Origin of the sequence: Brasilonema sennae CENA114 (assembly GCF_006968745.1) — a bacterium.
GTDB lineage: Bacteria > Cyanobacteriota > Cyanobacteriia > Cyanobacteriales > Nostocaceae > Brasilonema > Brasilonema sennae.
Genome location: NZ_CP030118.1, coordinates 3399088 through 3422653 on the forward strand (window position 1 = coordinate 3399088; position 23566 = coordinate 3422653).

20 protein-coding genes and 1 pseudogene are annotated in these 23566 nt (G+C 43.2%); 14 read left to right on the forward strand and 7 right to left on the reverse strand.

Annotated features, from left to right (window positions below):
* Positions 1-77 precede the first annotated feature (77 nt).
* From DP114_RS14420 to DP114_RS14430, 4 genes are all read left to right on the forward strand, one after another.
* On the forward strand, positions 78-2810 hold the full coding sequence (locus DP114_RS14420; protein ID WP_171978196.1) for an HAD-IC family P-type ATPase: 2733 nt from the start codon (positions 78-80) through the stop codon (positions 2808-2810).
* Positions 2811-2849: 39 nt separating this feature from the next.
* Positions 2850-3005 carry a hypothetical protein gene (locus DP114_RS14425; RefSeq protein WP_169267273.1) on the forward strand — a complete coding sequence of 52 codons (156 nt, stop codon included), beginning with the start codon at positions 2850-2852 and terminating at the stop codon, positions 3003-3005.
* Positions 3006-3313: 308 nt separating this feature from the next.
* Entirely contained in the window at positions 3314-3445 is a 132-nt protein-coding gene (locus DP114_RS35760; protein WP_256379380.1) for a hypothetical protein, read from the forward strand.
* 166 nt (positions 3446-3611) lie between these two features.
* Positions 3612-4337, forward strand: a complete 726-nt coding sequence (locus DP114_RS14430) for a LysM peptidoglycan-binding domain-containing protein (RefSeq protein WP_169267272.1) — start codon at positions 3612-3614, stop codon at positions 4335-4337.
* Between the two features lie 181 nt (positions 4338-4518).
* Here the strand turns inward: DP114_RS14430 and DP114_RS36565 are convergent.
* Together DP114_RS36565 and DP114_RS14435 are read right to left on the reverse strand one after the other, a co-directional pair.
* Positions 4519-4659 (reverse strand): annotated as a pseudogene (locus tag DP114_RS36565) (IS982 family transposase); the annotation flags it as partial.
* Positions 4660-4866: 207 nt separating this feature from the next.
* Positions 4867-6777, reverse strand: coding sequence for an ATP-binding protein (locus DP114_RS14435; protein WP_169267271.1), 1911 nt, complete (start codon positions 6775-6777; stop codon positions 4867-4869).
* A gap of 385 nt (positions 6778-7162) precedes the next feature.
* Here DP114_RS14435 and DP114_RS14440 point away from each other — a divergent pair, with 385 nt between their 5' ends.
* The 7 genes from DP114_RS14440 to aroF all read left to right on the forward strand — a co-directional run bounded on the left by DP114_RS14440 (position 7163) and on the right by aroF (position 13425).
* Positions 7163-7393, forward strand: coding sequence for a hypothetical protein (locus DP114_RS14440; protein WP_169267270.1), 231 nt, complete (start codon positions 7163-7165; stop codon positions 7391-7393).
* 863 nt (positions 7394-8256) lie between these two features.
* Entirely contained in the window at positions 8257-9099 is an 843-nt protein-coding gene (locus tag DP114_RS14445; protein WP_169267269.1) for a cyanophycinase, read from the forward strand.
* 273 nt (positions 9100-9372) lie between these two features.
* On the forward strand, positions 9373-11064 hold the full coding sequence (locus tag DP114_RS14450; RefSeq protein ID WP_171976421.1) for an alpha-amylase family glycosyl hydrolase: 1692 nt from the start codon (positions 9373-9375) through the stop codon (positions 11062-11064).
* A gap of 173 nt (positions 11065-11237) precedes the next feature.
* A complete protein-coding gene (gene rpsO, locus DP114_RS14455) occupies positions 11238-11507 on the forward strand; it encodes a 30S ribosomal protein S15 (RefSeq protein ID WP_169267267.1) in 270 nt (89 codons plus the stop codon).
* A gap of 12 nt (positions 11508-11519) precedes the next feature.
* A complete protein-coding gene (locus tag DP114_RS14460; protein ID WP_169267266.1) occupies positions 11520-11987 on the forward strand; it encodes a PAM68 family protein in 468 nt (155 codons plus the stop codon).
* Between the two features lie 221 nt (positions 11988-12208).
* On the forward strand, positions 12209-12343 hold the full coding sequence (locus DP114_RS35765; RefSeq protein ID WP_256379381.1) for a hypothetical protein: 135 nt from the start codon (positions 12209-12211) through the stop codon (positions 12341-12343).
* A 14-nt stretch (positions 12344-12357) separates the two neighbouring features.
* Complete coding sequence (aroF, locus tag DP114_RS14465) at positions 12358-13425, forward strand: 3-deoxy-7-phosphoheptulonate synthase (RefSeq protein WP_171976422.1); 1068 nt, start codon at positions 12358-12360, stop codon at positions 13423-13425.
* Between the two features lie 513 nt (positions 13426-13938).
* Here aroF and DP114_RS14470 read toward each other — a convergent pair.
* Both DP114_RS14470 and DP114_RS14475 read right to left on the reverse strand, forming a co-directional pair.
* On the reverse strand, positions 13939-14826 hold the full coding sequence (locus DP114_RS14470; protein WP_171976423.1) for a hypothetical protein: 888 nt from the start codon (positions 14824-14826) through the stop codon (positions 13939-13941).
* Positions 14827-14895: 69 nt separating this feature from the next.
* On the reverse strand, positions 14896-15489 hold the full coding sequence (locus DP114_RS14475; protein ID WP_169268303.1) for a DUF1517 domain-containing protein: 594 nt from the start codon (positions 15487-15489) through the stop codon (positions 14896-14898).
* Between the two features lie 365 nt (positions 15490-15854).
* Between DP114_RS14475 and DP114_RS14480 the strand changes: the two genes are divergently transcribed.
* From DP114_RS14480 to DP114_RS14490, 3 genes are all read left to right on the forward strand, one after another.
* Positions 15855-16694, forward strand: coding sequence for a prephenate/arogenate dehydrogenase (locus DP114_RS14480; RefSeq protein WP_171976424.1), 840 nt, complete (start codon positions 15855-15857; stop codon positions 16692-16694).
* 343 nt (positions 16695-17037) lie between these two features.
* A complete protein-coding gene (locus DP114_RS14485; RefSeq protein WP_171976425.1) occupies positions 17038-17625 on the forward strand; it encodes a Uma2 family endonuclease in 588 nt (195 codons plus the stop codon).
* Between the two features lie 4 nt (positions 17626-17629).
* A complete protein-coding gene (locus DP114_RS14490; protein ID WP_171976426.1) occupies positions 17630-18196 on the forward strand; it encodes a Uma2 family endonuclease in 567 nt (188 codons plus the stop codon).
* A gap of 195 nt (positions 18197-18391) precedes the next feature.
* Here DP114_RS14490 and DP114_RS14495 read toward each other — a convergent pair whose 3' ends face one another.
* The 3 genes from DP114_RS14495 to DP114_RS14505 form a co-directional block, all read right to left on the reverse strand.
* Positions 18392-20509, reverse strand: a complete 2118-nt coding sequence (locus tag DP114_RS14495; RefSeq protein WP_171976427.1) for a caspase, EACC1-associated type — start codon at positions 20507-20509, stop codon at positions 18392-18394.
* A 345-nt stretch (positions 20510-20854) separates the two neighbouring features.
* Complete coding sequence (locus tag DP114_RS14500) at positions 20855-22234, reverse strand: IS4 family transposase (RefSeq protein ID WP_169268310.1); 1380 nt, start codon at positions 22232-22234, stop codon at positions 20855-20857.
* A 502-nt stretch (positions 22235-22736) separates the two neighbouring features.
* Positions 22737-23566, reverse strand: an 830-nt coding sequence (locus DP114_RS14505) for a hypothetical protein (RefSeq protein WP_172195114.1), incomplete at its 5' end; no start/stop codon positions are given.

Genomic DNA, 23566 nt, shown 5'->3' on the forward strand with positions numbered 1-23566 from the left:
TATATCCCTGTAATCGGAATTTACTCATGACTAGATCTGTATCTACCCATAAAGTTAAGTTGAAACCAGTTCGCCCAATGCAAGACAAGCTGCCTCAAAACTCGCATTCCCTCGATATAGAAGAAACAATCGACTTGTTAGAAACTGACCAAGCACAGGGCTTGAATAGTATTCAAGTCAAAGAGCGAATAGCGCGTTTTGGTTTCAATGAATTGACCGGAAAGAAAGGAAAACCCTGGTGGTTAAAATTTCTTTTGCAATATAATCAGCCGCTACTGTACATCTTGCTAATTGCGGGTGCTACTAAGGCAATTATAGGTGAGTTTGTCAACGCTTTTGTGATTTGGGGTGTAACTACAACTAACGCCATTATTGGATATGTTCAGGAATCGAAAGCGGAAGGGGCGATCGCAGCCCTAGCTAAATCCATCACGACAGAAGCAACTGTTATCCGCGAGAACCAAAAGTTACGCATTCCCTCACGAGAGTTAGTTCCTGGCGATGTGGTGCTGTTAACTTCTGGTGACAAAGTACCTGCTGACTTACGACTGATTAAGGTGCGGAATCTGCAAGTAGATGAATCCGCCCTGACTGGTGAGTCTGTAGCTGTTGAAAAAGAGGCGGGTGTAGAGACGCCGCCCCTACCGCCAGATATCCCGTTAGCAGAACGCAAAAATATGGCTTATACAGGCGGTTTTGTTACTTTTGGGCAGGCGACAGGTATAGTAGTAGCCACGGGTAATACTACCGAAACAGGGCGAATTTCTCAGCTATTAGAAAATAAAATCGACCTTTCTACCCCCTTAACCCGAAAATTCGACAAATTCAGCAAAAATTGGCTGTACATGGTTTTGGGGGTTGCAACCCTGACTTTGATGGCGGGACTGCAAACCAAACCTTGGAGAGATGCTATAGAAGCTACTGTGGCATTAATTGTCGGCTCGATTCCGGAAGGATTACCAGCGGTAGTGACTGTGACACTAGCTATCGGTGTATCCCGCATGGCTCGTCGCCACGCAATTATCCGCAAGCTGCCAGCAGTAGAAACTCTCGGTAGTGCGACTGTCATTTGTTCCGATAAAACTGGCACTTTGACCGAAAATCAAATGACAGTGCAAGCTATCTATGCGGGAGGACATCAGTATGCAGTCACTGGTGTAGGTTATTCTCCGGAAGGAGAAATTGTACAAGATGGCAAACGAATCGACTTGAGTGGCGATCTCGGTTTGCACGAATGTCTCAGCGCTGGACTGTTATGCAATGACTCTCACTTGGAAACCAAAAACGGTAAATGGGTTGTTGTTGGTGATCCGACTGAGGGGGCATTAATCACCTCCGCTAATAAATTGGGGTTAATCAAGCCGCTTCTAGAACAGCAAATGCCGAGACTGGATGGGATTCCTTTTGAGTCTGAGTTTCAGTACATGGCGACTCTGCACGCAACTCCAACAGGTAAGACGATTTATGTTAAGGGTTCAGTAGAGGCGATCGCCAAACGCTGCACCTTCATGTTAAATAGCAACGGACAACTCAAACCAATCGACTGCCAAGAGACATTAAATACCTCCTCTATCGAACGGGAAGTCAATATTATGGCACGTCAAGGCTTACGGGTGTTGGCGTTGGCAAAGAAGCTTGTACCAAACGAACAAACTACCGTAGACCACGTAGATATTGACACTGGGTTGATTTTCTTGGGCTTGCAGGGGATGATTGACCCACCACGCGAAAGTGCGATGAAAGCGGTGAAAGCCTGTCAAGAAGCGGGTATTCAGGTAAAGATGATTACTGGCGACCATGCTGTCACAGCGCAGGCGATCGCAACTCGTATGGGCATCAATAAAAATGGTTCGGTGCTGGCATTTTCCGGCGCTGAACTTGCTCAAATGGACTACCAAGAACTTGCCCAAGTTGCAGAAGATGGGGTTGTATTCGCCCGCGTCGCACCAGAACAAAAGCTGCGTCTAGTAGAAGCGTTACAATCAAAAGGCGAAATTGTCGCCATGACGGGGGATGGAGTGAACGATGCACCTGCCTTGAAACAAGCCGATATTGGCATTGCGATGGGTATGGCGGGAACTGAGGTAGCAAAGGAAGCGGCTGATATGCTACTCACCGATGACAACTTTGCTTCAATTAAAGCTGCGGTTGAGGAAGGGCGTGCTGTTTACAAAAATCTTGTCAAAGCTATGTGCTTTATTCTCCCAGTCAATGGTGGAGAGTCGATGACAATTTTATTCAGCACGCTGGTAGGCAGAGAATTACCGATATTATCATTGCAAATTCTTTGGCTGAATGTCATTAATTCCATTACCATGACAGTCCCCTTAGCCTTTGAGCCGAAACCTCAAAATGTCATGCAGCAATCGCCCCGTCGTCCCAATGAAGCATTACTGTCAGGTAGTAGAATCAAACGCATCTTGGCGATTTCTCTGTTTAACTGGATTGTGATATTTGGAGTTTTTGAATACATTCGACAAACTACAGGGGATATAAATCTAGCCCGTACTATGGCAATCAATGCTTTAATTGCAGGCAGAATCTTTTATCTGTTGAGCCTGAGTCAATTAGTGCCGAATCTGATTGCCAAAATGGACGGTACAATTAAAGAAAACGTTGATATTCCAGCCATTGGCTTTGGTATTATTGGCGCAATAATTTTGCAGCTTTGCTTTTCTTATGTACCTTTAATTAATGAGTTTTTCTTCACAGTACCCCTCAGGTTTGACCAATGGTTGTTCTGTTTTGCCGTGGGTTTACCAATGATTCCTTGGGCTGCCTTTGTTAATCGCTTTGATCCTCCGAATTAAAAAGAAAATATAGAAAGAATCAGCGAGAGCAGGAGATGGGTGAGTCTGAGACGAACAGACTTAGACTATATTGTCATCATCCTGCTCATTTTCGGTAGCCTCTACGTGTTTATTAGTGGAATCATTATGGACAGGATGGGGCTGCATCGCTTTGTCTTTCTAGCTGGCTTTAGCGATTATTTAGGATTGCTATAGCAGTCCTATTTCATTTGTGAAAAAACAAAGTACATTTGTATATTCTTCTTCCCTGTTCCCTGTTCCCTGTTCCCTACCTCAACGAATAATTTCACAACTCATTTAGGATTGCTATATATAATTTATCTAAAAACAAACTGCTGTCATTTATCCTCTGAGCATTTTTTTAATTTCTCTTGTTAATCTTGATAAATTTGCGCTTTGACTAAACCAAAATTTTATGTTTCTCTCATCGTTTTCTTAGAAAACCTATTTAACATGAAAACATAAGCAAATAACAATAAACTCAATGGATGGGAGATTGAACTATGGAAATTCAGCAAAAAATTGTTAGCGCTGTTGGAGTAGTACCTCTGATTCTCGGAGGAAGTTTATGGCTCAAAACCAGACCTGTTCAAGCTTCTTACCATGACACAGCCCCTACTGTCACAATTAACTAAATAACAAACTGTAGAAAATAGCTCCGTTGGCGAGAATTTGCGCTCTTTTTTGCGTCGTCAGGGAAGAAATATCGACCTATCTGTGCTAAAGGTGCAATTCCTGTTCAAATGCAGTAGCTCAAATCATAAATACGTCAATAGTTTGATAACTCACGAGAATGCACTTATGTTTTACACTGTCAAAGATGGAGATACACTACCAAAAATAGCCGAAAAATTTTATGGCGTTCGTAGTCGGTGGCAACAAATTTATCATGCTAATCCAGAAGTCATTCTACTCATTCCTGGGGTAACACTTTTTATTCCTCTTCCTCAAAATATTTATGATAAAGAGTTAGAAAACAATGAAAACAATAAAACCTTATGCAAAGCTATAGGATCTGAAAATATGACTAAATCCAAACACTCTATCAAAAATAATTTTGTGAGGGTAGGAGCAATTTGTGGAAGCTTACTAATTGGTTTATCATCAATTGCAATCCCATTTTTTTTAGCACAAAGCGCCCAAGCTCAACAAACGCCCAAGACTTCTAATGATTCTGTAATCCCACCTATGCCAGAAGAGCTACAAACTCCAAGCGCTAAGATTGTACCTGTAAATGGAAAAGTTAACGTGAAGCTGACTAACCAAACTAACGCTGTGCTAGCTTACGAAGTCATTGGACATACCAAACAACGCACCCTTTCCGGAAAATCAACTGTCACCTTAAAAGACTTACCAGTCGCTGTAGCTATTAGCTTCCGACGACAGGATAAAGGACTGCTTAGTGTTCATCTTCAAAAAGAAACAGCACCCGGATTATTAGAGGTCAAGTTGGATGAAGGGAAGAATTTTGGTGAGGATAAAATTGCGATGAAAATTGAAAAAACAGGCGAGGTCTTCTTGAAGTAATAACCCACAACTTGGGTTATTAAATTATGGGTGCTTTTCACTTGTTGATTCATGCGATGCTCCGGAGGAGCCACCAAAGGTGATCGCACACGACAAGTTGACGGTGCGCTACGCGCACCGTCACTTCTGTAGAGAGTGCAAATCTAAGTGTTAAATTATTTTAAAATAGTAAAGATTACCTTCAAATAAACGCGTGTTGAAGAGTATATGCAAAAAGAAATGCTTCCAGTTTAAGTAAAAACCCTTTATATCTGACCGCATGGATTGACTTTGGGAAAACACGAGTGATGCCACTAAATACAGTTTCAATATAATGTCGAGTACATTCGTAAGCGCAGCGTCTCCCTTCGGCTCCGCCGAAGGCAGGCTCAGGAGACTCAAATCTATGCCCGTAGGGCACGCTGCGCGAACGGTGATGAGCGAATTTTGAATTGGTATAAGGTGGGCACTGGCGACTTTTCTATGTCATTGGTGTGCCATAAGTGGTTAGTCAGTGCCCACCCTACGTTAGATTCGCTATGACATCAACTTACAAAACCGTTCCAATCTCCTTCAAATAAACCCGTGTAAAAGGTTCATCTACACCAAGAGTATATTCTTCTATCAAACCCTTGCGCCTAATAGAAATATTATCTCCATTTTTGATTACAACAGTTGAATCATCAAAAACATCCCGCGTTAGCGTCATTTCGATTTCTGTAGGATTGTTTAAAACTACCATGTTACTTCCGTAGTAAAACATTCCTTCATTTTCCAAAACGTCTTCTTTGTATTCAGCAATCAGCATATCAAGCTTAGGATTACGCAACAAAGAAAGGATATTGGTGTTGTAATCTGGACTCAAAATTTTTGCTGAACGATTTATGAAAACACCATCACGACAAACAGCGCCTATTGTCCAATCTGGATGTTGTAAAAGAATATGGTCAATTGTTTCTTGAATTTGCTGAACTGAGATATTGTTGAACGTGACTATTGGTATTCTGGCATCTGTACCCAGTTGATAAAAAGTTTCCAGAATGTGTGAGGGTACATCAACGCTTTCACCGATAGAAGGCTTGAGATGCATCAAAATTCCTGGCGCAGCGTTGATTTCTAAGATAGAAAAGTCGTTAGACTTCCAAGATTCGCTAAGATTTGGTGCAATAACATCAATCCCCAGGCAAACAAGGCGGAAGTGTTGGGCAATATCTTGTGCCAAAATGATATTGTCAGGATGAACAGTGCGGGTAGCGTCAATGCTGACACCTCCAGCCGAGAGGTTAGCAACTTTGCGAAGAGAAACGTTTCTATCTTTCTCAACGACGCTGTCCAATGACAAGCCCTGTTGTTCAAGATACTGTTCCATCGCTTCGTCGCACTGAATTTTCGTCATCGGCGAGGTGGGTGTATCCAAACGCCCAGGTTTTCGGTTTTCGTCTCGGATTAACTGTTGAATGGTTGATTTCCCATCACCCACAACCCATGCAGGACGACGTTCAATAGCAGCAACAAATCTGCCATTCACACACAACAAGCGGAAGTCTGACCCCACAATGCTTTTTTCAACAATAACTCGGGTCGGCTCGTTTTCTGGAATTGCCTCAAGCGCCCTTCTAAAAGCAGATTTGAGTTCATACTCGTCTCGTACTTCGGCTGTGACTCCAATTCCTTTGTGACCAGCCACAGGTTTGACTGCTACTGGGTAGTTAATGTCTCTGGCTACTGCAAGAGCCTGCTTTTCTGAATTAACAATATCACCCTTTGGCACTGGAAAACCCAAGGTTTTTAGAAACGCTTTGCAGTCATCTTTGCGCGTGGTGAAGTCGGAATCTAGATGGCTATCACTGTCAAATGTCGTTGCTATTCCGCGAACCTGTTTTTTGCCGTATCCGTACTGTGTGAGTCCTTCATCCCATAGATAAAAAGCGGGAATACCTTTTGTGTCAGCTGTACGCAGTAAAGCGTAAACTGTAGGACCACCGTAGACTGATTGCCGGAATTTACTTTGAAGGGATAAAAGTTGCTCTTCAAAAGTAATGTCTTTGTGTTGAGTTATGGCTTCAAACCAATCCCATACAAAATAAAGTACACCTCTAGTTGTACGCTCATGAAGCGATTGTATGCTAATTGTCGCATAACTTTCATATGACTTAATACCCCAACGGTCGAGGTGTAAGCCCATATCTAGCTTTCCGACTTCTGACACGGTGCGGGCAAACAGATGAGCATAGGAATCAAATGTTTGGTCGCGCAGGTGTGGGTAGCGATCGCCAATAATTGAGACGTAATCCTCAATCGGCAGAGGCTTTGTAAACTCAGTCACCGCAAAATCAAATACCAACGCGCCTGCGTCCAAGTAAGGATTTGGTCCTATGTAATGCTTGAACTTGAAGATGTCGAATGCATCAGTTTTTCTGGCATTGATGCGAACTGTATTGGTGATTTTGTCTTGAACCATAAGACTATTACCTCTGACTAAACACCCTGAAATCTGAACACATACTAGCGTTTCCTCAGACGTCTTTACTGTCTATGAGTTTAATACCCTTTTGTCAGCGAAGGTCAATGCCTACGCCACATCTGTGCTTTCTGGTGAACACTGGCATTAATAGCTACTTTTATACAATATTATCTTACTCAGTATCCCCAAGAACATTCAGCTATCTAAAGATATAGTTAAGCTGTTATACTAAGTGAATAGTCAATAGTCTAAATAACAGATGGATCAATATTGAACAATTGCTATTGACTAATAGCTAAAAATATAACCTTTGAAGGGTGCAATTTGACACTAGTTAATTTATAAATAGTAAGTACTAAGAAGCGCTAAGGAGACGGCAAGTATGACTAACGCAAAAGCTGTTCTCAGAAAAGAGGTTCAGCATCTTGCTGAGGAAGCTTTCCAACACAAACTCATTTCTGGATATGGGGATGGCCCAGACGGTAATGAGTATCAAATTGTATATCAAGGTAAACCCAGGCATTTCGCTTTAGAAGAGGCACGTTCTTTTTTATGCGAGTTACTGTTTGAAACACAACAGGGTGATCAACATTCTGAAGAATTGAGTATTTAACGTTCAACTGAAGCATCACAACTCAGCATCAATAGTATACGGCACTCAGTCAGATAGACCTCCGGAACATTATTGAAATCGGGAGGTGTTTTGATTTTTACAACCATCCTAATTTTACAATTAGGAGGCACGCTCAAAATCTGAGGGGCTTGCACTCGTATCCAACAGAGCCTGTTATGGTATTTTCCAAAGTATTCTTGGTGTTCTCACCATAAAGATGTGTGGATTCCACAGACTTGTTTTGTCACGTAAAGCGCAGTTATGCTACCTGTGCTATATTTCTATGGACCATATATTACTGTCAGTGCTATGGGAAAACCAACAAATTTTGTTACATTTAGAGTGAATGATCTAGAGAAAGAAATCTTACGCAATTACTGCGAAAAACTAGGCAGAACGCAAACTGATGTACTGAGAGAACTTATACGTAACTTGCAAAAAGAAAACATTACGTTAGGTTAAAGTCAACCTAAAAGAGTTTATCTTATCCCACGGCTTTTGCTGTTGGCGTAGCTTGGCGCTAGCTATAGATCAGCGGTCTTGGTATTTTCAATGGTCGTGGGGTGAGTAAAAAAGTTGCCTTTAAAATTTATACAAAAGCTAATACAAGCCTCTTACGGGTCAAAAGTCATAACAATTAGATGTTTATGACTTTTGACCTTATTTATTTACTTGAACTTGAATTAAAGAAAGAGTCACTATTTTTACTCTTATTCTGCTCTTTTTACAGAGAAACATGTGGTCATTTACTTTGTATATTATAGTCTGCATTAAATTTTTGTATCTTTCTCTACCAAATGGTAGTTTTTAACCCTAAATTCATCATGTTTTATATAAATAGACCACTTGTATCAGGAGGCTCTATGGTAGCTAGTGACATTAGACGGCAACTAGTCATTATTGGGGGGGCGGAAGATAAGGAGGGGGATTGCCAAATTCTTCGGGAGTTTGTTCGCTACGCTGGGGGTACAAAAGCCAAAATTGTGATCATGACAGCCGCGACAGAACTGCCAAGAGAAGTCGGAGAGAATTATATTAGAGTGTTTGAACGGCTAGGTGCTGAGGATGTTCGTATACTTGACACTGAAACCCGTGAAGATGGGTCTTCATCTACAGCGTTAGCAGCGATAAACAAAGCTACAGGTATATTTTTTACTGGAGGAGACCAAGCCCGTATCACAAGTATTCTTAAGGATACGGAAATAGATGCAGCTATTCATCAGCGCTTCTCTGAAGGTATAGTTATAGGAGGTACAAGCGCAGGAGCCGCTATCATGCCAGATGTGATGATTATCGAAGGCGACTCCGAGACAAATCCTCGAATGGAAATAGTAGACTTAGGTCCTGGTTTGGCTTTTCTTCCAGGAGTGGTGATAGACCAACATTTCTCACAACGCGGACGCTTGGGACGCTTGGTTGCAGCTTTAGCACAGCAGCCTGCTGTTTTGGGATTTGGTATTGATGAGAACACCGCTATGGTTGTAACCGATAACCAGTTTCAGGTTATTGGACAGGGTTGTGTGACAGTTGTCGATGACTCAGAAGTTGTGCATAGCAACGTTGGCGAGATTTTGAAAGATGAACCTTTAGCAGTTTGCGGAGCAAAGCTTCATATTCTGCCACATGGATACAAATTTGACTTTCAAACCCGTAAGCCTATCCTAGATAGTCGTACTGTAACAACTGTCCCTGTACCAGCTGCTTAAAAAATACTTATATTTTCACCAAATGCATTGACAAAGAAGTGGGAATTAGAGAGTGCTAGTCCCCACTTTTTTGTTACTTTTGATTTATTTTTATCCATCAAATGGCAAAAAATCTAATATGTATTATAACTACCAAAAAAATATTAGGTATCTGAGAAAATAATTGATTAGAAAAAATAAATTTTACTCAATAAAGAATATTAATTTATCCTGAGATAAAAATTTATTTGTATATTCTTGATTTTACTTTATTACACTGATTAAGTAGTTTAAATGGCAACTAGTATTGAATTTTATTTATTTGCTCCTCGTAATCAAAAAGCAGCCTTAATTGGTTCTTTTTCTGAGTGGCAAGAAATACCAATGGAAAAAGGAAATGACGGCTTTTTCCGTACTCAAGTAGAATTAGAGGATGATATCTATCAGTATAAGTTCCGTATTCAAACGAAGAGTCCACAATTTTATCCAGAGCAATGGATAGATGTTATTGATCCTTATGCAACAGAGGTTAATGAAAAACTAAAAGTCGGTGTAGTAAGAATTAAAAATGGAAAAAAGATTGTTGATACTTATGTTTGGCAACACGACAATATAAAATTACCAAACAATAATGAGTTAGTGATATACGAAATGCATGTAGCTGATTTTACTGGAGGCGAAGTTGACTCTGATCAGCACGGAAAGTATGTAGATGCTATTGAAAAATTAGATTACCTGCATGAGTTAGGAATTAACGCTATTGAATTAATGCCAGTTAATGAACACTTTGGTGATTATAATTGGGGATACGAAGTATGTCATTATTTTGCGACAGAATCTAGCTACGGCACAACAGAAGATTTAAAACGATTTATAGACGAGTGCCATGCGAGGGGTATTCGCGTTTTGCTTGATGGAATTTTTAACCACACGGATGAAAAATGTCCGTTAATGCTGATTGATAGGAATTATTGGTATTACGAATATATGCATTATCCGGAAGATCCAGGTAATTATTGGGGACCGGAGTTGAACTATGACAACTACGACGAGAAGTTAAACGTTAAGCCTGCATGGAAATACGTTGGTGATATTATACGGTTTTGGGTTCAGGAGTATCACATTGATGGAATTCGCTTTGATGCGGTGCGTCAATTAGCTAACTACGAATTTTTAGATTGGGTGGGTAAACAAGCGAAAAAAAGTGCGATTCCTAAACAGTTTTATAACGTTGCTGAACATATTCCTGATACCAGTAAAGTGACGACTCCATCAGGACCGTTAGATGCTTGTTGGCATGAAAGTTTTCGCTATTTTGTGATTCCGCATATTTGCGGTGAGATGTTTGAACCTGAAAAGCTCAAGGAGGTTTTAGACCCAAGAAAACAGGGTTATGAGGGTAGTATAAACGTAGTCAATTACTTAGCGAGTCATGACCGTGAACATCTTTTGAGAGAATTGGGCGTTCGCCTGGGGCGCGGCTCTGCCGGACGCGGTATCTTTGACGAAGATGCATTTAGACGAGCCAAATTAGGAGCAGCGCTATTGCTAACAGCAATGGGTATACCTATGCTGTGGATGGGGGAAGAATTTGGAGAAGACAAACGTAAAAGTGAAACTGTCACTCAGCCTCAAAAACTTACATGGTCTTTATTAGAAAAAGACCATAATCGGGATTTATTTGAATACTATAAAAAACTGATTGTGCTACGCAAAAAAAATTCGGCTTTGCAAAGTGAGAACATTGAATTTTTCCATGAGAATCTAGACGAAAAAGTACTGGCATATGTTCGTAGTCAAGAAGATTCTCGCGTTGTCGTGATAGCAAATTTTTCCGCTCAAAACAAGAGTGGATATCATATTCCTGACTACCCCTGTGCAGGGACATGGCATGAGTGGACTGGTAATTATAATGTCGAAGCTGGGAAAGACGGCATCAGAATTGATATAGAGTCATTCCAAGCCAAAATTCTTGTCCAGCAGTAGAAAAAATCTACAAATCCTCGTCTTACTAAACTGCACACTCTCAAATGACTCCATGTCGCTGGATTTCGCCTTTGCGATTTCTGATCACCCAGTCTTTTAGCAAAATAGGGATGCTCTTGGATGGCTATGATATTATGGGAAACTGCTGCATACATTTAGAAATTGATTAGATCATGGCTTTAACGCAAGAGCGCAAACAAGAAATACTGACACAGTACCAAGTTCACGAAACCGACACTGGCTCTGCTGATGTTCAAGTCGCTATGATAACAGCGCGTATTAACCGTCTTAGCGAACATCTCCAGTCAAACAAGAAAGATCATTCTTCGCGTCGAGGATTGTTGAAGCTTATTGGTCAACGTAAGCGTCTATTATCTTATATTCTGGAAGAAAACCGAGAACGTTATCAAGCTTTGATTGGTCGTCTCGGCATTCGTGGATAGAGACTAGTGCTTATGTCTGCTGAATCTGAACGCAGTCAGTTGCCTTTTGAACCAAACAAAAAGCGCCAAAAACCCGCTAAAGCAAAAGGCAAACAACCAGAAACCAAGCAGGAATCTGGGAAAAAGGACGACAAGAAGCCATCTTTTACCAAAGAAGAGATGGCAATACCCAAAGTTGTTAGCCAACGGATGATTCGCCGAGTGGCTGTTTTTTGTGGTGTGCCAACAGCTTTGGGAATCAGCACCCTGATTGTGAGTTACTTCCTGTTAATTTATGCTGGAATTAAACTAACTCCTGTCGCCGTCTTACTGGTGAACATGGGATTTTTTGGTTTGGGGGTGTTGGGGATAACTTATGGTGTTCTCTCTGCCTCTTGGGATGAACACAGAGTTGGAGGTTGGCTGGGCTGGAATGACTTCAGAACTAATTCGGAACGAATGGTAGCAGCTTGGCGTGAAACTGGCAAAAAAAACGTTTGATGAACAGTACTCAGTGAGTAAATCACTGTAAGCTTACCCCCGGCTGTTCGCGCAGGGTGCCCCTTCGGGCATAGCGCGGGGGATTTTGCCACTTACCACGATTCAGAACGAAGATTTTCAGTAGCCCACTCCCGCGTAAATCACTGTGACGTTGGGTAAAAGTGAAAAAAATAATGTTGAAGTTTATATTTTGTAACTTCAACATTACAAATTCAAAATTTATGAATCTTTTGAGACACAATATCATCAATGAGGCGACTGTTAAGCGTTATATTGAAAACTCGATTTTGCTTAAGCTTTCTAATTTTAAACCACTGATTCGTCTAGGAAAATATTTTCAGCTAGGACTCAACTAGGCAGGAATTTTAACATGATTGTAGTCATGAAAATTGGTTCCCCTGAGGCGGAAATAGACCGTCTGGGCGAGGAACTTGGCACTTGGGGACTGACAGCAGAAAAAATTGTTGGTAAGCATAAGGTAGTTATTGGTCTTGTTGGTGACACCGCTGACTTAGATCCCCTACAAATTCAAGAAGTTAGCCCTTGGATTGAGCAAGTGCTGCGAGTAGAACAGCCTTTCAAACGCGCTAGCCGTGAGTTTCGACATGGAGAATCTTCTGAAGTCGTCGTTAACACTCCTAATGGACCAGTTCCTTTTGGCGAACATCACCCTGTGGTTATTGTTGCTGGTCCCTGCTCAGTAGAAAATGAAGAAATGATTGTAGAAACCGCGCGGCGAATCAAAGCTGCCGGGGCACACTTTTTGCGTGGTGGTGCATATAAACCCCGAACCTCGCCTTACGCCTTCCAAGGACACGGCGAGAGTGCTTTGGAATTGTTGGTAAAGGCGCGAGAAGAAACTGGGCTGGGCATTATTACAGAAGTGATGGATAGTGCAGACTTGGAGAAAATCGCACAAGTCGCAGATGTTGTCCAGGTTGGGGCAAGAAACATGCAGAACTTCTCGCTGTTGAAAAAAGTAGGCGCACAGTCAAAACCAGTTCTTCTCAAGCGAGGAATGGCTGCAACCATTGAAGATTGGTTGATGGCAGCGGAATATATTCTGGCAGCCGGAAATCCAAATGTGATTTTGTGTGAACGTGGTATTCGCACTTTTGACCGCCAGTACACCAGAAATACCTTGGATTTGTCAGCTGTGCCAGTGCTACGCAAACTAACTCACCTACCAATTATGGTTGATCCTAGTCATGGTACGGGCTGGGCTAGCTATGTGCCTTCAATGTGTTTAGGGGCGATCGCCTGTGGATGTGACTCTTTGATGATTGAAGTTCATCCCAACCCAGCAAAAGCCTTATCTGATGGACCACAATCTGTCACGCCGGAACGTTTCGACACTTTGATGCAAGAACTTGCGGTGATTGGTAAGGCAGTTGGGCGTTGGCAGCAGCAAGTGGTTGCTTTAGCACAAATAGTGTAAAAAGTCAATTTTAAATCATCTAAAAAACCCCTTCCCAGTAACGGGAAGGGGTTTTTTCAATTATTGTTGGTAACTGCGGACTCAATACAGTTCGGTTAAGATCCCCCTGCCTGCGGCGACCCCCTTAAAAAGGGGGTAAAAGAGGGTTATAAGCCCCCCTTTTTAAGGGGAGCCAGTGCGTTGGGGAGCCACTGCCGTGCGCGGGTTCCCCGCGTTGAGGCATGTGGCGTGAGCCAGTACTGCACAGAGAAGTGCCTTGCGGAGCCAGTACTGCAGGAGGGTTTCCCTCCGTAGGTATCTGGCGTCGGGTTCCCCGCGTTGTGGCAACTTCGGAGAGGGTCTCCCTCCGTAGGTATCTGGCGTCCGGCTCTGCCGACTTGTAAGCGCAAGGCGCAGGCTACGCGAACGCGCAGCGTCTCCGCAGGAGTTAGCACCTGGCGTGGGTTGGGGGGATCTTCCGGGGATCTTCAAAATATTAAAACGTTAACCGAACAGTATTGACTGCGGACTTATCTACCGCCTTCTACCAAAACCACTTGAACGGGGGACTCGCGAACGACCGCCGCTACCAAAACTACTACCGCTAGGACTACGTCTGACATTAGAATTACCAGAAGGTCTTAGGGTACTTCCACCAAAGCCGGAACCAGTCGAACGACTGCCCGTATTTGGAGTAGTCTGTCGTACGGTTGAAGAATTACCAGGATATGATCTTCTAATTGTGCCTGTGCTACGGAAAGAAGTACGGTTTCTCTCTACTGCTGGCGCTGCATTATAGCGGCTGCGATAACTACTAACCGCATCGCCATAGCTACTACCATAACCACCATAGCCAGTCAGGACTCCACCAGGCTGATATACAGGCGGTACATAATGTTGAGGTCTAAACAACATACTACCAATAGCCTGTCCGGCTATAGAACCAGCAACAGATCCGGCAAAGGGTGCCCAGAAGCTATTTTGTTGACGGACGACTACTGTTTCCTGTTGTCCGGTTTGGGGATTGGTTTTCGTCTCAGTAACGTTGTGGACGTAATCAATTTTGAAGTCTTCTGTTAAATATAAAGCTGGCTGTCCATTCTCTACTTTTAGATAACTTTTCTTTCCTTGCTTGATTTCATCATCCGTCAGCCGCGCCATTTGTAAATTTTGGCTTTTAAAACTTGGGGGCGTAGCGTTGAGTAAAAGCAACGTATACTCCCCGTCAGCATCGTTATAGTTAGCTTGCTGTACTGGATACTGACCATCATTCAGTTTGGTGGTTGCTGTCGTCGTTTGAGTTGTACTGCTTGCTTGAGGTGTAGCTTTATCTGACCCCCCGCCACCGCAGGCGACAGTTGTTACACACAAACTCAAGGCCAAAAAAACCGCTGTTAATTTACGCACGATTGTCATGAACATTTGACTCTCATCCTATCTCCGAGCTTAACAATTTCTTACTAGGGTGGTTGGTACGGACAACCCAACCAATTACAAAGGAATTAATTCCGGGAAATATTGCAATAGCTGGTCGTTGGTGAGTTCATCACCCAATCGAGCTGGTGAAAAATGCACCTGAATTGCCCGTAATTTATGTTTGTAGTGTAAGTTTATTAGAGCCTTAAAGCCTTCCTTAAGTGCCGTAATATTAGCCAAGTCAGTCTCTAGATCTGGGACTTCTCCTTCACAAGCGATTGTGATCATAATCACGACATTGCGCGTTACAGGAAGAGATAAAGGTTCATCTCTTCCCGAGTCAGAACTAAAATCTGGTTCACTGAGGTAACGTTGAGCGGAGTCTGTAAATAATTCATTCACATAGTCTCCCGCCTCTCCTTCACTCCAAAATACGTCGCCTTCATTAGCCGCAGAAAGCCAATATTCATCGTATTGCAGTAGGGTTTGGCAGATTTCTACCAATTCTTCTCCCAAAATTTCTATGTCACCATCGGCATCTATAGCTTCCCTGCCAGCACGATTTAAAACTCCTAAAATAGGTGCTACCTCAGACCCACTCAAATTTAGCATGATACGAGAGACCACATAACGGGTCTTACCTATCATCTTATTAAAGGTACTACGCATGTTTCTTCCTCCTTTTGAATGTTGTTAGCTGTTAATCACTAACCGCTCACTCATGACTTATATAATGTAATCCTTATCAGTTATCAGTTATCAGTTACCAGTTTTCACCCTATGGCTAACGCCACGCCTTACGGCCATCGGCGGCTTCGCCCTTCGGGAACGCCCGTCGCCTGGCTGTCGGGAAACCCTCCCGCAGCGCTGGACTCACTAGATGCCTAGTAGGTCGGGAAACCCTCATAATGCGCACTGGACTCACTGTTTACTGTTGACTGTTCACTGTTGAATGTTTGAAAGCTCCAGATTTATAGTTTTTGATCACCAAGGTGCAAAATATACATGATATAAAATCTCAAAATGACAAATAGATGAATATTGGTATTTTAGGACTTGGACTGATAGGTGGGTGCTTAGGTTTAGATTTGCGATCGCAAGGACATCATGTTTTAGGCGTTAGCCGACGAGAATCAACCTGTAAGCGAGCAGTAGCCCTTGGTAGCACAGATGAAGCGTCAGTTGACATCAGCCTGCTAGCAAAAGCCGAAGTGGTATTTATCTGTACACCCATAGGGCTTATTGTTCCCACATTAGAGCAGCTCATCCCCCATCTGGCTTCTCATACAATTGTCACTGATGTCGGTTCAGTTAAAACACCGATAGTTCAAGCAATAGCTCCCCTGTGGGAGAATTTTATCGGTGGACACCCAATGGCGGGAAGAACCGATAGTGGTATAGAAGCAGCTATCCCCAATTTATTTGAAAAAAAACCTTATGTCCTGACACCAACAGAAACAACACCACCACATGCAATCACAATTGTAGAAAAAATTGTACATGAACTTGGGGCAACTCTCTATCATTGTTCTCCAGAAGAGCACGACCGAGCAGTCAGCTGGATTTCCCATTTGCCCGTGATGGTTAGTTCCTCGTTGATTGCAGCTTGTATGAGTGAAACCGACACGAATGTGCTGGAATTAGCCCAGAAGTTTGCTAGTTCTGGTTTTAAAGATACAAGTCGTGTTGGTGGCGGTAATCCAGAGTTAGGGCTGATGATGGCGCGGTACAATCGTGCCTGCTTGCTCAATTCACTCCAGCAATATCGTCACAATCTAGATGAATTGATTTATCTCGTTGAGCAGGAAGATTGGGTAGCTTTAGAACAACACATACAGTCTACTCAAAAGGCAAGACCGAAGTTTGTTGAGTAAGATTTAAAAAAGAATTCAGCAAGTCCTGATTCAGGAGTCAGAATCACTTACGCTCGCAATAAAAAAAATACTCATTAGAAGTCGCATAGAATTCATACTGAATTCTGGCTCCTGACTCCTGAGTTCTTTGTGTTAAAACACTATACTAAGATCTTGCACCAGCTTTTCCGTCCGCCAAGAAATAAATTTGTTGGCTCAAAGCTCAAGTAAGCTAAAGCTTACTCAATATACATTCCAGTCCGTTTTAACGGACTTTGATTATGAGCCTTGAACTAAAGTTCAAGGCGTACTTAGGGGAAGGTTCAAGTTCTGAGTATAGTTATTTTTAATTGAGAGACTGAATATGGTATTACAAACACAAAAGCGCCATTACACCCCACAAGAATATCTGGAATTAGAAGAGCGAGTCGAATACAGAAGTGAATATAGAGATGGAGAAATTATCCCAATCCCAGGGGGAACAACTAACCATAATAAAATAGCTGGAAATTTTTGTAGAAAATTCCCTTTAACAGTACAAGGACAAGCTTATGAAATATATATGACTGATGTAAAGGTATGGATACCTCGTTACCGTCTCTACACTTATCCTGATGTCATGATCGTTAAAGGTGAACCAGTCTATGAAGGAACGAATATGACGACTATTACTAATCCCTTGTTGATTGTTGAAGTTTTATCAAATTCAACTAAAAATTATGACAAAACAGACAAGTTTAAATATTACCGTTCCATTGCTGAATTTCAAGAATATATTATGATTGACCAGTATAGTTTTTCTGTGGAACAATATGTGAAAAAAGCACAAGGAGAATGGACTTTTAAAGAGCATGAAGGGGAAGATGCCGTTTTAGTCCTAAATTCTATAGATTTTCAAATTAGCTATACTGATATTTATGCTCGGGTGAATTTTGAGTTGAGCGAGGAATAGTAGCATGGTTCCTGCTATTCGCCTTTTAAGCGTTCAAGAATATCATCGCATGGCGGAAATTGGAATTTTTCATCCAGAGGAACGAGTTGAGTTGATTGCAGGACAAATCATCCGAATCTCAGCGAAAGGAACTGCTCATGAATCAGCAATTACTAGAACAGAGAGATTATTTCGCCAACGTTTGGGTGAACAAGTTTTGCTAAGGCTTCAGTCACCTGTTCAACTTGATGATTACTCAGAACCAGAACCAGATATTGCGGTGGTTATGCCCAATCCGCTAGATTACGATGACCATCATCCAACTGCGTCTGAAGTCTTTCTGATGATTGAGATAGCCGATAGCAGTTTCAAATATGACCGAGAGGTCAAAGCTCCAGCTTATGCCCGATCTGGTATCGTAGATTATTGGGTTTTAGATGTGAATGCACGCAAGCTGCACGTATATCGCTTACCGAGTCAAAATGGTTATCAAAGTGAAGCAATCCTTACAGAAGATGTGACAATTTCACCGCTAGCGTTTGCTGAGTGCGTGATTGCAGTTCGGGAAATGTTGCGCCCTATGAATAAATAGTACAAGCAGCACAGAGGCTACTGGAGGCGAGTAAGGTTCTTCGTCTTTTATAACTTTTTATCCAGAGATGATATGGTATGAGCCTTACTCAATTTCACTCATCCAAAAATCTAAAAAAAATTGCTCGCGCTTCGCGCTCAAAAGTGAAGAGAAAAGAATAAAGCGCAAAGTGCAAAAGGAAAAAAGTGTAAAGGGCTAATAAGTCCTGAGCCGCGCAACCACAACCCGAAAACCCACGTAGTGGTTCTTGAAGACACGCGCAAACCTGCTGCGGTTGGCAGAGCGGCAGTCCCTCGGCTCGTAAGTCCACGAACCACCCCGCAGTAGACGATTATCATTATCATTTTCACTCATCCAAGCGGTACCATCAGCAGGTGCTTTTTTGTAGCTATAATGCCATGCATCTTGGCACCACTCCCATATATTACCATGCATATCATACAAACCAAAAGCATTTGGTGGAAATTTTCCTACCTCTGTTGTTTGCTGACGATATTCACCCTTTGGTTCAGAAGCATAAATAGAGTTGCCGTTGTAGTTTGCTAAATCTGTGGTAATAGTTTCGCCAAAGTGGAAAGGGGTAGTTGTTCCCGCGCGACAAGCATATTCCCATTCTGCTTCACTGGGGAGACGATAGGGCTTTCCAGTTTTGTGAGACAAGCGATTGCAAAATTCAATTGCATCGTCCCATGACACACTCTCAACAGATCGATTAGCTCCTTTAAAGAAGGATGGATCTGGATCTAAATCTATGTTGACCTTAGCAAGACCGGCAACGGCTTTCCATTGAGCTTGCTTCACTGGAAACTTACTCATATGGAAAGGTTGAATGGTGACAGTGTGCTGTGGACTTTCACTATTCAAACGTTCTGGCTCATACTCTGGAGAACCCATCAAAAATTGACCGCCAGGAATTGCCACCATCTCCAGCAACGCATTATTGCCCAGGTTTTCTGTGAAAAATTCTGCTTGACCCCGATGACGGTTGATTTCGTAGGTTTTTCCTCTGTCTAAACTTGATTTGAGGATGATTGTGGCATACTCGAACTCAAACTGCTGAGTTTGAATATCAGTTTGAATATTAGTTTGAATAACAGAGGGAGATTTTGGCTGAGAAACTCGTGATGATTGAGTTTCAGGTAGTTCTCTTAATTCTGCTTGCTGCTTTTGTTGCTGAGTTCTTTCTTGCTCTTGCTGTAACCTCTCTGCTTCTTGTCGGTTATGTTCATATTCTGCTTGTTTCGGAGTAATGATCCGTTGTTCAATTGAGGCGATATCTTCATCGCGCAGTCCCAGATACTGCTGATATTCTTTTAAATCTTTTTGGGTTGTCTGGCTAAAGGGATATTGTTGATCAATTGCCTGAATCAATGCTTGCTCATATTCATCGCGCTTATGTTCATACTCCCGATAAGGTTGCAAAACTTCTTCTTCAATTGCAGCGGCTTCTTGCGGAGTTAATCCCCACTCATCCCGCTTTCCGTCTAAAATTCTACGAGCAAAGACAGAAAACTCCTGACCTTCCTTAGCCCGACTTTCTACTTCCTTACGATATTTCACCTTAGGATCATCCTTTGGTGATTTTGCCAGCAAAATTTTATGACCTTCCTCAATTGGGTAAAACTTGGGAGTCATTGCTGGTGCTGCTTCTTTTACCTTGCTGCTAGCATACTCGTGCAGTTCATCAATCGAAATCCAACCATCGCCATCGCGATCCGCTGCACCTTTTTCCATACCTTCGACCAAGTAGCGGGTGTATATGGAGAGGTCTGAACCTTCTTGTTCAAATGAGTATTGGGTGGATGTCGAAGAGGTGAGGATTGCCCGTCCTTTACCGCCTAGCTGTTCCTGTAAATTTACACTACCATCATCTTTGACCGTTAGTCCTTTGGCGATCGCCCCGCTAAAGCAACAGTCTAAAATAATCACCTGTCTTTGGGAACGGCTCTCATTCATATTTTCGTGCAGAACACTCGCTGCTACTGCTGAAGCCTTGAACAACCTGTTATTCTGTTTACGAGTGGTAGAAGTTGAGAGGTAAAGCTTGCCGTACTCATCTTTAATCCCGTGACCAGAAAAATAAAATAATAACAAGTCTTCTTTCTGGCGATCGGCAAACAGATTCTCAATAGCATATTGCATTTCCTGACCTTGGGGATTTTTCAGGACTGTAATATCTACCTCAGCAAAATTTCCTATTTCTGGGTGTATCAGTACTCGTCGCATTGCATCAACATCTTTCACCGCACCCGGTAACGGATTTAGTCCGGGTTGATACTCGCTCACCCCTATCAGCAATGCTAGCTTCCCCATCTTTGCCTACCTACGTCCCCACAAATTTCTGCGTTGTCTCGACTGTTACTACCAATTCTATTGTGACTGTTAAGTAAGTTTTCGTTTGAGTGCCTTACTATTGCTTCGACTTTTTATTTATGATCATCGATGAAATAACATACAAATCACTCGTTTGACCTCACCCCGCCTTTAACTATCGTTAAAGTCTCCCCTCTCCTTAGTAAGGCTATCCATTACCCGGATCTTTCTTAACAATCCCACAACTACTACAGGGATGGAGTTTTAGAAATAGACAAGCATAGGTGAACTTGACAAAATGACACTTGTTGTGAGGAAGAGGAAGAAGATGACAGCAGGCGATCGTTAACAAAAGAGGAAATTTTGACAATTGGAGTGAAGCAATTTCCAGGTAGTAGCGATATCGTGTAATCGCCGCATTCCCCGCCAAATTGTCTTAACTCCCGGCTCACCATCACCAATACGTCCTAAAAAGCCACCGAGAGTTGCGATCATTCGCACAGCTTCTCGTAAAGATGGCGGCGTTTGTGGAGGATGTGGTGTTCTGTCAATCGTGGCACAAAGAGACTGCCATTCATCTGATTGCAAAACTATCTCACACGACTGGTTTGGATTCATCCGAGCCTCATAAGTTAACCACAACAAACGCCAAGCGACAATGGAATAAGTAGCCAAGGCCATTTCAATGCGACGGGCTGTTTCGAGTTGGAGTTTTTCAATCCCGCAGCCGCTTTTAAGGGTATAGTGATAACGTTCAATCAACCAGCGATAAGTGTACCAACGTACACAGCGCACTGCATCATCAAAGCCAGCTACTTCTATTGTGGTCAGTAATAACCAACTGATAGGCGTAACTCCTTGTGGTGGGTTTTCTTCTTCTGCCAAGACTACCTGCAAACCTATAGGTTTCAGTTCTGAACGTTTGAGATGATGCAGTGGCACTTGAATCTCTAATGTGATAAAGCGTAGTGTCAGCGTTGCTTTTCGGGTTTCACGTTCTGGATGACGCTGTAATTCTATTGTGATTGTGCCACACGGTTGCATACTGTGGATGGCTTGATGTAAGTATTTGGTTTCATGGTCAACTCGTCGGTTATGAGTGGCACGAATCAAAAAATCCGAATTTTCTGTTCGCGGCATAGCAAACAAATCGTAGATGTCTCCTTCCCGGTCGGTAATGGTGACTACTTGAATGTCTTGTGGTATCACCTGTTGTGTGACTGTGGCGGCATCTAACCAGCGTTGACTCTCTTTGTCTTTCGTTTCACGTTGCCGACGCTGTTTGGCTATGCCAATAGTTTCTTTTTCTCTTGCCCATACTTGTTGGTCAATCACTCCTAATGGTACTCCCTGTGTACTAGTTACAAAAGTTGAATGCACTTTTAAACCCAGAAGTGATGAATGATCTGTTGGACCTAGACCAATGGTAGCTGGATGAGCAGTGAAATCTAAGTCTGTGGTGTCTTGAATCGCTAAGACAGTATTATGTTGCTTAATTGTTTCTATCGTGCTTACTCTATGGGCTATGCGGATATCTTGCGGGTGAAAATAGCGTGAGTTCCAAAAATCATACACCGCTGTTGTTGCTGCTACATTCCCCGATGCTTGCGGCACACTCTCTCCTGGTTGTGACGCCAGGTCTTCAACTATTTTTACTAAGCGCTTTTTGCGCCGCGAGTCTCCAAGTTGCACGTGTTGCAGTTCCAATGAAGCCCATTTTTCCATCATTCACCCCTAGAATTAGCGATCGCCTGCTCCATTCATTCCCTCAAAACTATACCGAGCAATGCCTTGGCTTATTTTTAAGTCATCTGTATTTTTGTTAAGAAATATCCGGCTAATCGGCAGCACAATAAGTCTCCCTTTGTCAAGTTCACATATGCTTGTCTATTTATAAAACTCAATCCCTGTAATAGTTGTGGGATTGTTAAGAAAGATCCGGGTAATGGATAGCCTTAGTAAGGAGAGGGGTTGGGGGTGAGGTTTTGTATTTTATTAAATATGATCATCGATGAAATAACATACAAATCACTCGTTTGACCTCACCCCGCCTTTAACTGTCGTTAAAGTCTCCCCTCTCCTTACTAAGGAGAGGGGTTGGGGGTGAGGTTTTGTACTTTATGAAATCCGCGTTGCTTAGGGGTTTTCCGGAAACTAAGATCTTGCACCTGCTTTTGGATCCGCCAAGAAATAAATTTCTTGGCTCAAAGGTCAAGTAAGCTAAAGCTTACTGAATATAAATTCCAGTCCGTTTTAACGGACTTCGACTATGCAGCCCTGTAGACGCCCTTGGCGGTGAGCCAGTCCGGTGGATGGGTTCCCAGGCATAAAGGAGCCAGCGCCGGGGTGAGGCAGCGCGGTCTTGGGGAGGCAGTGCGTTGCCCAGAGCAGCGCCTTGCGGTGAATCCAGCGCTGCCAAGAGTTGTGCCTTGCGGTGAATCCAGCGCTGCAGGCGGGTTTCCCGCCGTAGGCGACTGGTGAACCCGGAGGGAGCCAGTACTTGATGAGGGTTTCCCGACAGAGGTATCTGGTGAGACCAGCGCTGCAGGAGGGTCTCCCTCCGTAGGCGACTGGCGAACCCGAAGGGCGTCGGGTTAAGCGCGTTGTGGCAACTAGCCCCGATAGGCGTAGCCGTGCCGCAGGCATAGGGGGCGCTACGCAAACGGAGCGGGTTTACCGCCGTAGGCGACGGGCGTTCCCGGAGGGAGCCAGTCCTGCCAAGAGTTGTGCCTTGCGGTGAATCCAGCGCTGCAGGCGGGTTTCCCGCCGTAGGCGACTGGTGAACCCGGAGGGAGCCAGTACTTGATGAGTGTTTCCCGACAGAGGTATCTGGTGAGACCAGCGCTGCCAAGAGTTGTGCCTTGCGCGGGTTAAGCGCGTTGTGGCAACTAGCCCCGATAGGCGTAGCCGTGCCGCAGGCATAGGGGGCGCTACGCAAACGGAGAGGGTTTCCCGACAGAGGGATCTGGCGTTGGGGTTCCCCCAAAGTCTGCCGGGGGAAGCAACCCAAGCGGCGAGCTTTGACCGTTGTGGCGACTGCGGGGGGTTCCCAAGGCA